We start from the raw sequence: 13,301 nt of genomic DNA, 5'->3' as shown, positions 1-13,301 counted from the left end.
GTCAGGCTGCGTTTTCTCGCGGATTCCCCAAGCGTGCCAGCCGTGCTTCGCCATCCTCGGCCCCGAAGCAGTCCGCGAAATCATCGCACTCCGAACAGACCGGGGCGGCGCACAGCGTAAATCCCTCGGAACCGCAGACCATCCGGTAGAGGAATTTCTTCCACTTCATATTGTGCTGATTGCGTTCGGCAAGCCGCGCGAAATGCCTTTTCATGAGCCGTGACAACTCGTCCCGGTTCCGCAGCCCGAGATCCTGCCAAAGATGATGGGGCGATTTGCAGCGCCGCGCAATCACGGCCGCGAGAGGACGTTCAAGGCGCCGGGCGCCGGTCGCATAAATTCCCAAAATATCGCGAAGCGATTGTTCCTCTTCGTCAACCACGATGGCGGTGTCGGGGAGCATGCCTTGGAACGCGGCCAGGGTGCCGGGAAACATCGCCCGGACTAGATCCAGAAGGGCTTTCTTTTCAAGGCCCACACCGGCAATCAGGTCACCATGGCTTTGCTCAGCCTCGCTCATCGCGAGAGCGAAGACTGACGCCACGATATGAAGGTCAAAGCTATCGTGCGCCGAATGGGCGGAACATCCGATCAGCCAACGATAGGCCTCGTCCGCATCCATTCTTCTCTCTCGCGTTAGGCGGCCTCGGCCTTTTCGGCGGCATGGGTTTGGCAGTTGGTCGGGCAAACGCGCGCGCAGGCGCCGCATCCGATGCAGGCCCCATCGTCGTTCATGACCATGACTTTTTTCTCGACCTCATCATCCTCATCATCCTCGTCATCGTCGAGGGAGACGAGTTCGCCATCCTCGTTGATGCCTTTCAGTGTCATGACTTCACGGCCGCAGACCTTGAAGCAACGACCGCAGCCGATACATTTATCCGGGTCTATGGCCTGGAGAAATTCGGGCTGCCATGAACGTCCGTCGCGAGTTGAATGTGGCATTGGTCGTTGCGCCTTAGATAGTTAGGCTGCCTCAAGGGTTTTCAGGCTTGCCCGTTTAAGTTCCAATTCCGCGAATGCGTCATGGGCTTTCTGCGCGACGCTCAGGATCTGCTCCCAATTCACCGGCAGTTCTTCCGACAAATCATGCAGATCCATTTTGGCCTGGATGGCTTTAGCGGAGAGTTTCTTGATTTCCGCTTTCAAAGTCTCGACGTCGCTCATGTTTGCGTCCCTATTCAATATTTTGCCACATCCGGAAATTTGTTGATCATTTCAACACCGGAGGCGACGTATTTGTCTCCCTCTTCAGCGAGTTTGCCGAGATTGTCGAAGCCGAAGCGATGCACATCGCGCAATTGCTTGTTGACGACGATGAGGCGGCCGCCAATGAGGACCATGCGTCCGAACCCTTCATGGCTCATCTTCAGCATCGGCGAGATCATGACGCCTGTCGCGCGCTCGATGGAGAGGGAGACCGCATTGAAGAAGAGCTCCATTCGCCAAATGGTATCCGGGTCCGGATCGCCAATGATCGGCAATGCCCTGCGCGCTGCCTTGTCAATGATGTAGGGTTCCAGCAGGTCCAGATCGGCCTTTCCGTCCCAGGTGCCATGGGTATCCTGCGCCCGCCATAATTTGATTAGCTCCTTCACAAAAGGAGCCTCGGCGGCCGGATTACTATCGATCACTGCAGCTACTTCAGCCATTTCATGCCTCATTCATCGAAATCAAGAGTTCTCTCTTTGCCTTTCGACAAAGCCTTGCGGAGCCAGGGAGGCGGCGTGCCTTTCAAGACATCCTCAAGTTTCAGCAGAAGGTTTGAGATTTCCTCCGGCTCATTGACCTTCATGGGGTGAATGTTGTTTGCCACAACGCGCGCCGCACCCGAGCCGCCGATAGCCGCCACATAGAGGATGGCGCAATCCTTGATCGCCTCGATCTTCGGCGCGAGTTTATCCTCGTTGCCATCCTCTTTGAGGTCTCCGTCAAATTGAATAGCTTCGAGGAATTGATGCCCTTCGGGACCAATCTCATAGATCGCAATATTCTTGGCCCAGCCGAAGTGCGCGTCGACGCGCTTCAAGTCTTGGGTAGCAAATGCGATTTTCATCAGCCTTCCACCTCTCCTCTGTCGCTAATGGGTCGATACGGCCGTTGCGGCATCCGCCGCCAAGCCAGCCGGCGTCCGCCACGTGTCAGGTGTCGGCTCATGATTTTCCTCGCCATCCGCAATGATCAGATTGCTGATACCGAAAATAAGATCGCGCGTGCCCCGATAGCCGACCGAAACAAGATGCCCGGCACCCAGTCGGTCAAACATCGGCAGCCCCATGCGAAAGAAGGGAATTTTCAAGCGCTCGGCACCTTGGCGGCCATGCGAGTGGGTGATCAGCAGATCGCACCCCCTGTCTTTTGCAAGGGTCTCCAGATCTTCGAGGTCGCCGATCAACACTTCGTCGACGGCGACGCGGGCCAGAACCGGCGACGCGGTGGTGGTCACCGCGGCGGTAACTCGGGTCCCCATCTCGTGCAACATGCTGCTGATGTCGAACAACAGGTCGGGCTCTGCACCGATGGCTAGTTTGCGGCCGCCCAAATGAAAGTGTCCATCGAGCATTGCATCGACGAGCTGGCCGCGCTGGCGCCGATATTTCATCGGCACCGGCCTGCCGCTGATGCTGCTCAGAAACATGATGAAGTCATCATTGGGAGAAAGACCACACAGACGATCGAAAAGCTTGAAAGGAACGCCCGCCTTCTTCTCCATCGCTTCGGCGGCTCGCCGCATCTGTTCGCCGATCGCGATCGTCCAGGACGCATACCCCATTGTCGCGACTTCTTCCACGCCGATTCCCCCGATCGTCGTCGGGGTGAATTCATCCGGAATATGCCCGTCGAGCGATCCGCCCAAATCGGGCAGGAACGATGGCTCGAGCCCGAAATCCTCGATGATTATGCGCAGTTCCTCGATGTCGCCGGGAGTCAAATGGCATCCGGGCAGAACGTTGACCCGGCTCGGATCCTTCCGCGCCGCATTGCCCGGCTGATCGACCAGCACTTCGATCATTCTGGCGACGGTTTTCTCCCAGCCGTCCTGAAACGCATCCTTGAAATCGGGCGTGGAGACGTAAACCATCGGAAATTTTGCAAGATCTGGATATTTATCGCGAATAAGCTTGAGGTATCCCTCGACGTCATCGCCTTTGGTTTCCGTCACGCCCGTCGAACAAATGCCGATCAATTCAGGTTTGGCCCGATTGTAAATATTAAGGACCGCCTGCTCGACGTTATCGAGGCCGCCAAGGACAGTGGCCACCTCGCTCATCGCGGTTGTTTGCAGCGGAATGGCTTCCTTGAAATGCCGCACGAACAGGACCAACCCGAACGAGGTACAGCCCTGCGACCCATGCAGCAGCGGCATGGCGCCACGCAAGCCCATGAAGGCGAGCGCGCCGCCGATCGGCTGGCTCATCTTCAATGGATTAACGGCGCACGCCTTTTTGCCGATTGTCACCTTAGCCATCGTTCACTCCGCGGCGGCAAGGGCTGGAATGGAGAGGATGTCTTCCGGCCTCGAAAGGCTGGCGAGGATTTCCTCGACGCGCCCGGCGCAGGCGCCGCAGCCGCCGGAAGCATTGGTCTTTTCCCTGACTCCCTCGACCGTGTCCAAAGCGTAAGCGGCAATGGCGTCTTCGATCGTGCCAAGGTCGACGCTCTTGCAATTGCAGATTTTCTTGGCGCGCCGGGCTTTTTCAGCAAGTTCCGGATTTGCGGCCAGCGCCGCGGCCTCGGCGTCCAATTGCGCGATCGCTTTGGCTTGCCAATTATTGGCCGGATTTTCCCAAGGCGCGGGCTTACGGACCTGCTCCCAGATCGGATTGTAGAGAGCCTTGTCGATTTCCTCGACGAGCCTCACCATGCCGACATAGCCCATATAGGCGTGGTGGCGCTCCTGATTAATATCAAGCCAGGGCATCGAGGCCTTCAGCGCCACGAATTGCGAACGGCCCCCCGACAACATGATATCGGCGCGCGCATCCTTCAACATTTTATACATTTCACGCGGCGCCATATCGTCGATCATATGGGCGTCTTGCCCCATGAGTTCCTTGATCCGCTCCTTGTCTTCTTTCGTCGATTTCTTGACGCTGGTGCCGACAAGTTCGAGCCCGGCTTCTTGCAAGGCAGCGAGAACCGACCAGGATTTTACGCCGCCCGTGATGAGCAGAACCTTTTTACCCTCGAAACGCGGCTTGTAGGGCGCGATGGCCGCCCAGGCCCGTGCTTCTTCGCGGGCGATGACTGCTTCGGTGCGGCCGATCAATTCGTCGGGAGCGCCCCGCTCAACCAGCATCCGCGCAATTTCGCGCAGGGAGTCGCTGGAATCGGTGATCCCATAAAAGGACCCTTCAAAAAACGGAATCCCGTAGCGCTCCTCCATCTTCCGCGCGACGTTGATCATCGCTTTGGAGCAGACCATCATCGATGCGCGCGCGCGATGGGAATAGGCGACCTCGCGATAGCGTCCATCTCCGGAGATGCAGGACAAAATCCGAATCCCCAATTCATCGAGAAGCGGTTTGACCTGCCACAGCTCTCCGGACAGATTATATTCGCCGATAATGTTGAGGTCATAGGGAGTGGTATAGTCCGGTTCCTCGGTCCCGATCACATGTTCGAGGAGGGCCTCGCCGGCGAGTTTGTTGCCGAGGTTCTTCGGTCCAACAAATCCGGGTGAGTTGATCGGAATGACGGGCTTGCCGAATTTTTCGCGGGCCGCTTTGCAGACGGCGTCGATATCATCGCCGATCATCGCCGGCACGCAGGTCTGATAAACAAAGACCGCCGGCGGATTATATTTCTCGATGATTTCCTTGATCGCTCTATAGAGCCGCTTTTCGCCGCCGAACACGACATCCGTTTCATTGATGTCGGTCGTGAAGCCGGTTCTCCAAATATTGGACCCGGACGATTTCGCGCCGCGATTGTCCCAGGAATTGCCCTCGCAGGCGATCGGCCCATGAACGAGGTGCGCCACATCGGTGAGGGGCTGAAGGGCAATCTTCGCGCCGTCGAATGCGCAGCCTCCGGCGGCGCCTCCCGGCTGCAGCTGCTTGGTACACCCTTTTTTTCGCTCGGCCTCCGATTTGTTCGCGTTCTTGCCGCAGCCCGGCTCGTTAAAAACTCCCTGGATCGTGGCCGACAGCGAACTCATTCGTGCCTCCTAGCTCCATCGCGGGAAGCCGACGTACCCGCGACGAACAATTATGATCTTCTTTCAAACTGCCCCGCCACCGATCCCGGCTCATTCACCTGGATCGGCGGCGGAAACCCCGTCACACCCCCATCAGCGAATAATATCGAAGCTGAAGTCGGTCTTGGCCGGAACGATGGTGTTTTTATCGATCTCGTCAAAGATTTTGTCGAGGATCCAGACCAGAACATTCATGCCGCCCTGATAGCCCCACACCGGATAGCGATGGTGATGATGGCGATCGAAGACCGGGAAGCCAATGCGGATCAGCGGAGTGCCCGTATCCCGTTCCAGATATTTTCCGTAGGTGTTACCGATCAAGAAGTCGACTGGCTCGGTAAACAAGAGCGACCGCATATGCCAAAGATCCTTGCCCGGATACACGTGGCAATTCTGTCCAAACGGCGAGCTATCGAAGAGCGCCTGGACTTTTGGTACCCAAGTCTTGCCGCCATTGGTGGCGAGCACATGCGTGGGCTCCGCGCCAAGTTCGAGCAAGAAGCCAGCAAGACCGAGGCAGAGATCCGGATCGCCATAGATCGCAAACTTTTTGCCGTGAATATGGGCGCTTGAGTCCGCAATCGCATCGACAAGACGGCCGCGTTCCCTCGCGATTGACTCGGGGATCTCCTTACCGGTGATCCGCGATATTTCCATGAGGAATTTGTCGGTGGCAGTCACGCCGATTGGATGATTGAAGGCCAGCACTTCATGACCATGCGCGGCGATGAGGGGCAGTGTCTTCTCGGTGCAGAACTCCTGCATCGAAATGGTTGCCTTCGCATGGACCGCGTTGGCCGCTTCTTCAAGCGTGGTACCGCCATCATACATCCGGAACTCACCGTCGGTCGGTGTGTCCCACACATCGCTGTTGTCCGCGAGAATGGTATGCTCGATGCCCATCAGATTGAACAGGCGCTTAACCTCACGGATATTGCCGACCGTGTAGCCGTCGAACCCGCCGATGAAATTGATCTTCTCATTGGGTTCGCGCACGAGCTTTGGCGCGGTGCCGGCCTTGCCGTCCCAGAAATGCTCGAAGATTCCCTTCAACACATTGTCGTAGCCGGTGATATGGCTTCCAACAAAGGCGGGCGTATGGGCGAAAGGCACATCATAATCTGCTGGCACTGAGCCCTTCTCTTTCGACGTTTTGATGAAGGCGTTAAGGTCATCGCCAATCACTTCCGCCATGCAGGTGGTGGAAACTGAAATCATCTTGGGCTTGTACATATGATAGGTGTTGGCAAGCCCGTCGATCATATTGTTGAGGCCGCCGAAGACCGCCGCATCCTCGGTCATCGAGGAGGATACGCAGGAGCTCGGTTCCTTGAAGTGGCGAGAGAAGTGGCTGCGGTAATACGCAACGCAGCCTTGCGACCCATGGACGAAAGGAATGGTTTTTTCAAACCCGACCGCCGCAAACACCGCGCCGAGCGGCTGACATGCCTTGGCGGGATTGACGGTCAGCGCTTCGCGAGCGAAGTTTTTCTCCTTATATTCGGGCGTCTTGGCCCATTCGCGAATCCGCTCCACCTCAGCCGGATCGCGTGGATTCTCGAACATCTTCTTCTTGTTCGCCAGCATCTGCTGGTATTCCGGACCCCGGAATAGCTCGAAGTGATCGAGCACGTGATCGGCGTTCTGGGTCATAATGAAGCCCTTTTCAATTGTCCTATGCGAGAGTTATGTCCTGGCTCTCCCCACGCGAGGAGAGCCAGGTCACGAAGCCTATTCAGCAGCGAGCATCGTCGGCTCGGGAGATGCCTTCCACGGCACCTTCGCCATCTTCCAAATCGGCGCATTGATGGCCATATCCATGTCACGCGCGAAAATCGCGAAACCATCGTAACCATGATACGGGCCGGAATAATCCCAGGAGTGCATCTGCCGGAAAGGCACACCCATCTTCTGGAACACGTATTTTTCCTTGATGCCGGAGCCCACGAGATCGGGCTGGATCTTTTCGACGAATTTCTCGAATTCGTAGCCGGTCACGTCGTCGTAAATCAGCGTGCCATCCTTGACGTAATGTTGGGCGGTGCGCTGATAGTCATCGTTGTGGCCAAATTCGTAGCCAGTCCCGACGACTTCCATGCCGAGATCCTCGTAGGCGCCAATCACGTGCCGCGGGCGGAGACCGCCGACGAACAGCATGACGGTCTTGCCTTCGAGACGCGGCCGGTACCTGGCGATGACCGCGTCCATCAAGGGCTGATATTTCGCGATGACGCGCTCCGCGCCTTCCTTGATCTTGTCGTCGAAGAACGCTGCGATCTTGCGTAAAGATTCGGCGATCTTGGACGGACCGAAGAAGTTATATTCGCACCACGGAATCCCGTATTTCTCTTCCATGTGCCGCGAGATGTAGTTCATCGAACGGTAGCAGTGCAGCACATTGAGTTTAGCCTTCGGGGTCGCCTCAAGCTCCGCCAAACTGCCATCGCCTGACCACTGGGCGATCACCCGCAAGCCCATTTCCTCGAGGAGGATACGTGAGGACCATGCATCGCCTCCGATGTTGTAGTCGCCGATGATTGCCACATCGTAGGGGGTCGACTCGAATCTTGCCGGCGTATCCGGGTTGATTTTATCGAAGACCCAATCCCGAATCGCGTCATTGGCGATATGGTGACCAAGCGATTGCGACACGCCGCGGAAACCTTCGCAGCGGACCGGAACGATGGTCTTGCCTTCATATTCCTTGGATTTTTGCTTGGAGACGGCTTCGATATCGTCGCCGATCAAGCCGATCGGGCATTCCGACTGAACCGTAATGCCGTTGTTCAGCGGGAACAGCTCCTGGATCTCGTCCATGATCTTGGCGAGCTTCTTGTCGCCGCCGAAAACAATGTCCTTCTCCTGGAAGTCGGACGTAAACTGCATGGTCACGAAGGTATCGATGCCCGTCGTGCCGATATAATAGTTGCGCCGCGCGGCCCAGGAGTACTGACCGCATCCGACCGGCCCATGACTGATGTGAATCATGTCCTTGATGGGGCCCCAGACGACACCCTTCGAGCCGGCATAAGCGCAGCCACGGATCGTCATAACACCCGGAATGGATTTCAGATTGGACTTCACGCCGCAATCGGACTTGCCGGCTTCATGCACATTGAGGTGCTTGGCCCGCCGTTTTGCCGTCTTTTCAGGATAAACCTGCAAGACTTCGTTGATCAGTTCCTTATTGCGAGCCTTGATTTCCGCAACGCTCTCCGTTTTAGCCAAGCTCATAGCCCTACCTCGCTGTCATCCCTGTTATCGCGCCGCAGTCCGGCCCCTCCTGAAAGGGGCCGGATCGTGTTTTTTAAAATGGTTAGGCTGTCGCCAATTCGCTGGCAGTCTTACCAACCTGAGTTTCGTCGACCGCCTTCATGATTCCGTGAGCCATCAGCATGTCCTCAAGTTCGTCCATGGTGATGGGAGTCGGAATGACGCCGTTGCCGGCATTGGCGTGAATCTTCTTGGCCAGGTTACGATAGTGCTGGGCCTGCGCGGACTCGGGTGCGTATTCAAGCACCGTCATACGGCGAAGCTCGGCGTGCTGCACGATGTTGTCGCGCGGCACAAAGTAAATAAGCTTGGAACCGAGCTTGGCTGCCAAAGCTTCCGCAAGCTCCAGCTCCTTGTCGGTCTGGCGCTCGTTGCAGACCAACCCACCAAGGCGCACGCCGCCGGAATTAGCGTATTTCAGAATGCCCTTGGAAATGTTGTTGCCTGCATACATGGCCATCATTTCGCCGGACATGACGATGTAGATTTCCTGCGCCTTGTTTTCACGGATCGGCATCGCAAAGCCACCGCAAACAACGTCGCCGAGCACGTCATAGGAGACGTAGTCGATGTCCTCGTAGGCGCCATTCTCCTCAAGGAAGTTGATCGAGGTGATAACGCCGCGACCGGCGCAACCCACACCTGGCTCCGGTCCGCCGGATTCGACGCAACGGATGTCCCGGAAGCCGACCTTCATGACCTCTTCGATCTCGAGATCCTCGACGCTGCCCGCTGACGCCGCGAGGCTCAGGATGGTGTCCTGGGCCTTGGCGTGCAGAATGAGACGGGTTGAGTCCGCCTTGGGATCGCAGCCAACGATCAGAATCCGGTGCCCGTCTTCTGCGAGCGCCGCGAGAGTGTTTTGGGAGGTTGTCGACTTGCCGATGCCCCCCTTACCGTAAAACGCGATTTGTCGTAGTGCCGACATGTAGCTCTCCTCGGAAACGATTGCTAATAACCACCGCGCATTCCGCGCGAGACTGTTCCTCTGCCAGAAACTGGCTCGCGTATTACGGGAAGGAGCGCAACGCTCGTATTAGCGTCGGCGTGCGCTCAGCCCTCACTCGCCGTTCCGGGCCATATCGAGCAACCAGCGTGCCAGTCGGTTTTATCAAGCTAAGTAGTTGTTTTTTATGCGCTTTAATTTCTGGCACGGGACGACGTGAGGATGTTTTGAACCCGACATCAGATGTCAGGCTGTAACAAACAAAACAACGATGAATTCCGCCGCGAGGCTCCCGGCATTCTGTTCGTCCCGGTCGTCTCGCATTTCCAATGCCGTCCTCTCCGCGGCGTTCGGAACGAGATTTGCTAGAGCAGCCTACCCACGTCGCTTGACGGAGCGGCGCATGTGGACCCTGGAACCTTTGGCGAGGGCGTAATGCAGATCGGTGTCGAAACTTCCAAGGCCGTCGATCAACGGCGCGTGTTCGTTGTCGATCATGACGAGATCACACGCGCGGCGTTGCAGTTCATGCTGCACGATGAAATCGAAACCCATGAGCTGGCGACTCCCGAAGAAGCGTATGAGAGAGGCGCCGGCTGGCTCAAGCCTCACGTCTTGCTGCTTGGCGTGTCATTTCTGAAGGAAAGAGGCGTCGAACTGCTCGGCGAGTTAAACGCGAAATTTCCCGGCGTTCGCATTTTGATCGTCTGCGACAAAGCCGATGAGACGACGGCCGTCGACGGTATGAAGGCCGGAGCGCATGGCGCCCTGGTCAAGCCCCTGACGCTCGAGTCGGTCCGAAAAAAGGTCGACACGATTCTTGGACGTGGCGGCGGGGCACCGCTCATTCAGCTCGGCATGCTCAAGTAGCTGTCGACCTACGGCCTGGCTGGTCACCCACTGGGAGAGATATGTTTTGGCGGTCGTCGTTTTCTATGAAAAGGCCGGGTGCGGGACCAATGCTCGTCAGAAGCGGATCCTCGAGGCGGCGGGCCACACCGTCGTTGCGAGGAATCTGCTCACGGAGCGTTGGACGGCCGAGCGCCTTCGCGGCTTTTTTGGCGATACGGATCCGGCCGCCTGGTTCAATGCGGCCGCGCCACGGGTGAAATCGGGGGACATTGATCCGGAAAGAATGGATGCGGCAACCGCGCTCACGCTGATGCTGGCCGAGCCGCTTTTGATCCGGAGGCCCCTTTTGGAAGTCGATGAGCAAAGAGCTTTTGGCTTTGACGGTGCATTGATCAGGGAGCTGCTTGGGACCGAGAGGGCGGACGTTCAAGGGTGCGGGCGCCCCGTGACCTCTCCGCCCTGCCCCGATCCGAACCACCCGAGCGAGCCTGGACATCGATGACTCACGCAGTATCCCCGACGACGGATCCAGCGGAGATTGCCTTCGCCTATCACGCGCGGACCAAGCATAAGCCGGAGCGTTATGCCGCCGGACCCGAGACGCTGGATTGGGATGCGCAGCCAAATCCCTTCCGGGAATTTGAAGGCAGCGCGCGCATCGCTCTCCCCCTCGGAGCAAGCGGGCTCGAGACCAGTTTTGCGGATCTTTATGTGCCGGGCCGCGTTCGTCCGGCCGCGTTGTCCCTTACGTCCGTAAGCAGGCTCATGGAGCTGTCCCTGGGACTTTCGGCATGGAAGGAATATGGACCCGACCGGTGGGCGCTACGCTGCAACCCGTCGAGCGGCAATTTGCACCCGACGGAAGCCTATGTGATTTCCAACAATGTCCCCGGATTGGATGATGGTCTCTACCATTATTTGAGCCGTGAGCACGCGCTGGAACAGCGATGCAAGAGCACGCCCGGTCCCGCTGCCGTGCCTCCCCCGGCGACGGCGGAAAAACGCCTTTGGATTTGTCTTTCCTCGATTCATTGGCGGGAAGCTTGGAAATATGGCGAACGCGCCTTCCGCTATTGCCAGCTCGACATTGGCCATGCACTCGGTGCCCTGCGATACGCCGCTGGCACCCTCGGATGGTCGGCGAAATTGGTCGAAACGATTGGCTATCGCGAGCTGACGGCGTTGATGGGGCTTGACCGAGCCGACGAGTTTGCCGGGGTTGAGCCTGAGGATTGCGATCTCCTGGTCGCGATCGATTTTGATCCGAAATCCGACAATTCCAGCGCAGAACCCAAAACGCCAAGCCCCTGGGAGCCCCAGGCTACCCATTGGATGGGACACGCCAACCTCCTCGACCCACATCCGATTTATCGTTGGCCGGTGATCGATCAGGTCAGCCTGGCGACGCAGGGCGCCGTTGTGGAACATCCGGCCGAGGGTCCAAATTATGCGCCGCTGCAATCGGAGGCAACGAAACCTCAGGCGGCCGAAGTTATTTTGAACAGACGCAGCGCCCAGCGTTTCGACAGCAAATTTACGATGAGCGCGGAGGCTTTCTATCGGATGGTGGATTGCCTGCTGGTCCGTCCGCTCGCGCCCTGGGACGTCTGGACTTATAGGCCGCGCCTTCATCCGGTTTTCTTTGTTCACCGGGTGGAGGGCCTGGAACCCGGCCTCTATGCGCTGCCCCGCCATCCCGACGCTGGCCATATTCTGCAAGAAGCGATCAGCCCGGACTTCCTCTGGCAGAAACCTGACAGCGCCCCACATCACCTCCCACTCGTCAAACTGATGGCCGCGGATTGCAGAAACGTCGCCAAAACGGTGAGCTGCCACCAAGCGATCGCGAGCGACGGGTGCTTCTCGCTTGGGATGCTGGGCGAATTTGAAGACGTCGTGAAACAAAACCCGTGGCGTTACCGCCAGCTTCATTGGGAAGCTGGTTTGCTCGGACATGTCCTCTATCTGGAGGCCGAGGCCGCAGGGCTACGAGGAACCGGCATCGGCTGCTATTTCGACGATCTGCTGCACAATTTGCTGGGACTGAAAACCACGCGTTTTCAATCACTTTACCACTTCACAGTCGGCTATCCCTTGACCGATGGCCGCATTACGACCTTGCCTGCCTATCCGATCGGTCACGGTCGCCCCGAGGAGCTATCGTCATGAGACCCCGCATTCCCTTCAAGGACATTGGCATTCATGAGGCCCAAAGCCTGATCCGAGATCAGGACGTGCTGGTGCTCGACGTTCGGGATGCCCCCTCGTTTGCCCGAGCCCATATCAAAGGGGCCCGCAACGTTTCCATCACCAATCTTTCCGCGGTGATCGACGCAACGGCCAAGAGCATGCCGATCCTCATTTACTGCTATCACGGCTATGCAAGCCGCGAATATGCGCAGATTTTCTCAGATTTTGGGTTTTCCCAAGTCTATAGCCTTGAAGGCGGCTATGAGGCCTGGAGCAAAAGGCCGCGCATAAGCGACGATACATTTGAGAAAACCCTGCAGAATTGGCTCACCGCCAATGGCTTCCCCGCCAATGACGTCAATGCCGTGATCGCGAACGGCACAACGGCCCTGATGAAAGCTAGCCATGGGGGGCACATTGAAATCATGCGCGCGATCATCGCGGCCGGCGCACAGCTGGACGTACGAAACGCCGACGGCAACAATGCGCTGTGGCTTGCCTGCGTCGGCGGCTCCCTGGAGGCCATGAGCGTGCTCATCCAGGCGGGGATAAACATCGACAATCCGAACGACAATGGCGCGACGTGCCTGATGTATGCCGCCTCAGCTGGCAAGGCCTCCGTCGTTGAACGCCTGCTCGCCGCCGGCGCCGATACAAGGCCGGAGACGCTTGATGGCTTCTCCGCCCTTGACATGGCCGCGACGATCGAATGCCTCACCCTGTTGCGGCGCGCCGTCCCTGCCCAGGAAAATGCGTCGGCGCCCCGCCTCGGCCAGGGCATGAAGCAGCTCAATCTTTGAAGAGAAGGAAGCGGGTGGCTTTGAGCCATTTGGCGAGCCC

14 protein-coding genes are annotated in these 13,301 nt (G+C 57.7%); 4 read left to right on the top strand and 10 right to left on the bottom strand.

The window, feature by feature from the left end; all coding sequences use genetic code 11:
* Position 1 precedes the first annotated feature (1 nt).
* From CU048_12530 to nifH, 10 genes are all read right to left on the bottom strand, one after another.
* The gene (locus CU048_12530; protein ID QBR71958.1) at positions 2-622 is read right to left on the bottom strand and encodes a hydrogenase; all 621 of its coding nucleotides are present in this window, start codon (positions 620-622) and stop codon (positions 2-4) included.
* A 14-nt stretch (positions 623-636) separates the two neighbouring features.
* Positions 637-945 (bottom strand): ferredoxin III, nif-specific, encoded by a 309-nt coding sequence (gene fdxB / locus CU048_12525; protein QBR71957.1) that lies wholly within the window; start codon positions 943-945, stop codon positions 637-639.
* A gap of 21 nt (positions 946-966) precedes the next feature.
* Positions 967-1,167, bottom strand: coding sequence for a hypothetical protein (locus tag CU048_12520; GenBank protein QBR71956.1), 201 nt, complete (start codon positions 1,165-1,167; stop codon positions 967-969).
* 14 nt (positions 1,168-1,181) lie between these two features.
* Complete coding sequence (locus CU048_12515) at positions 1,182-1,652, bottom strand: hypothetical protein (GenBank protein ID QBR72903.1); 471 nt, start codon at positions 1,650-1,652, stop codon at positions 1,182-1,184.
* An 8-nt stretch (positions 1,653-1,660) separates the two neighbouring features.
* Positions 1,661-2,056 carry a nitrogen fixation protein NifX gene (gene nifX / locus CU048_12510; GenBank protein QBR71955.1) on the bottom strand — a complete coding sequence of 132 codons (396 nt, stop codon included), beginning with the start codon at positions 2,054-2,056 and terminating at the stop codon, positions 1,661-1,663.
* Positions 2,057-2,080: 24 nt separating this feature from the next.
* Entirely contained in the window at positions 2,081-3,469 is a 1,389-nt protein-coding gene (locus tag CU048_12505; protein ID QBR71954.1) for a nitrogenase iron-molybdenum cofactor biosynthesis protein NifN, read from the bottom strand.
* A 3-nt stretch (positions 3,470-3,472) separates the two neighbouring features.
* A complete protein-coding gene (locus CU048_12500; GenBank protein ID QBR71953.1) occupies positions 3,473-5,161 on the bottom strand; it encodes a nitrogenase iron-molybdenum cofactor biosynthesis protein NifE in 1,689 nt (562 codons plus the stop codon).
* A gap of 132 nt (positions 5,162-5,293) precedes the next feature.
* Complete coding sequence (gene nifK / locus CU048_12495; GenBank protein QBR71952.1) at positions 5,294-6,853, bottom strand: nitrogenase molybdenum-iron protein subunit beta; 1,560 nt, start codon at positions 6,851-6,853, stop codon at positions 5,294-5,296.
* A 78-nt stretch (positions 6,854-6,931) separates the two neighbouring features.
* A complete protein-coding gene (nifD, locus tag CU048_12490) occupies positions 6,932-8,434 on the bottom strand; it encodes a nitrogenase molybdenum-iron protein alpha chain (protein QBR71951.1) in 1,503 nt (500 codons plus the stop codon).
* A gap of 82 nt (positions 8,435-8,516) precedes the next feature.
* Positions 8,517-9,401: a nitrogenase iron protein gene (gene nifH, locus CU048_12485; protein ID QBR71950.1), complete on the bottom strand. Its 885-nt coding sequence runs from the start codon at positions 9,399-9,401 to the stop codon at positions 8,517-8,519.
* A gap of 453 nt (positions 9,402-9,854) precedes the next feature.
* Here nifH and CU048_12480 point away from each other — a divergent pair, with 453 nt between their 5' ends.
* The 4 genes from CU048_12480 to CU048_12465 are packed head-to-tail and all read left to right on the top strand — an operon-like array spanning position 9,855 to position 13,261.
* Complete coding sequence (locus CU048_12480; GenBank protein QBR71949.1) at positions 9,855-10,289, top strand: hypothetical protein; 435 nt, start codon at positions 9,855-9,857, stop codon at positions 10,287-10,289.
* Between the two features lie 46 nt (positions 10,290-10,335).
* Positions 10,336-10,773 (top strand): arsenate reductase family protein, encoded by a 438-nt coding sequence (locus tag CU048_12475; protein QBR71948.1) that lies wholly within the window; start codon positions 10,336-10,338, stop codon positions 10,771-10,773.
* Entirely contained in the window at positions 10,770-12,440 is a 1,671-nt protein-coding gene (locus CU048_12470; protein ID QBR71947.1) for a nitroreductase, read from the top strand. Before CU048_12475 ends, CU048_12470 begins: the two co-directional genes overlap by 4 nt.
* Positions 12,437-13,261, top strand: a complete 825-nt coding sequence (locus CU048_12465) for a hypothetical protein (GenBank protein QBR71946.1) — start codon at positions 12,437-12,439, stop codon at positions 13,259-13,261. Before CU048_12470 ends, CU048_12465 begins: the two co-directional genes overlap by 4 nt.
* Positions 13,262-13,301: the final 40 nt, after the last annotated feature.

It is taken from the genome of Beijerinckiaceae bacterium (genome assembly GCA_004564215.1).
Classification (GTDB): domain Bacteria; phylum Pseudomonadota; class Alphaproteobacteria; order Rhizobiales; family Beijerinckiaceae; genus Methylocapsa.
Note: the sequence above shows the minus strand (reverse complement) of the source record. Positions and strands in the feature narration are given on the sequence as shown.

Bases quoted from the DNA above. Each gene is read 5' to 3' on its own strand.
- CU048_12465 (QBR71946.1), top strand. From the start codon at position 12,437: ATGAGACCCCGCATTCCCTTCAAGGACATTGGCATTCATGAGGCCCAA.
- nifH (QBR71950.1), bottom strand. From the start codon at position 9,401: ATGTCGGCACTACGACAAATCGCGTTTTACGGTAAGGGGGGCATCGGC.
- fdxB (QBR71957.1), bottom strand. From the start codon at position 945: ATGCCACATTCAACTCGCGACGGACGTTCATGGCAGCCCGAATTTCTC.
- CU048_12480 (QBR71949.1), top strand. From the start codon at position 9,855: ATGCAGATCGGTGTCGAAACTTCCAAGGCCGTCGATCAACGGCGCGTG.
- CU048_12505 (QBR71954.1), bottom strand. From the start codon at position 3,469: ATGGCTAAGGTGACAATCGGCAAAAAGGCGTGCGCCGTTAATCCATTG.
- nifX (QBR71955.1), bottom strand. From the start codon at position 2,056: ATGAAAATCGCATTTGCTACCCAAGACTTGAAGCGCGTCGACGCGCAC.
- CU048_12530 (QBR71958.1), bottom strand. From the start codon at position 622: ATGGATGCGGACGAGGCCTATCGTTGGCTGATCGGATGTTCCGCCCAT.
- CU048_12500 (QBR71953.1), bottom strand. From the start codon at position 5,161: ATGAGTTCGCTGTCGGCCACGATCCAGGGAGTTTTTAACGAGCCGGGC.
- CU048_12470 (QBR71947.1), top strand. From the start codon at position 10,770: ATGACTCACGCAGTATCCCCGACGACGGATCCAGCGGAGATTGCCTTC.
- CU048_12515 (QBR72903.1), bottom strand. From the start codon at position 1,652: ATGGCTGAAGTAGCTGCAGTGATCGATAGTAATCCGGCCGCCGAGGCT.
- nifK (QBR71952.1), bottom strand. From the start codon at position 6,853: ATGACCCAGAACGCCGATCACGTGCTCGATCACTTCGAGCTATTCCGG.
- nifD (QBR71951.1), bottom strand. From the start codon at position 8,434: ATGAGCTTGGCTAAAACGGAGAGCGTTGCGGAAATCAAGGCTCGCAAT.
- CU048_12520 (QBR71956.1), bottom strand. From the start codon at position 1,167: ATGAGCGACGTCGAGACTTTGAAAGCGGAAATCAAGAAACTCTCCGCT.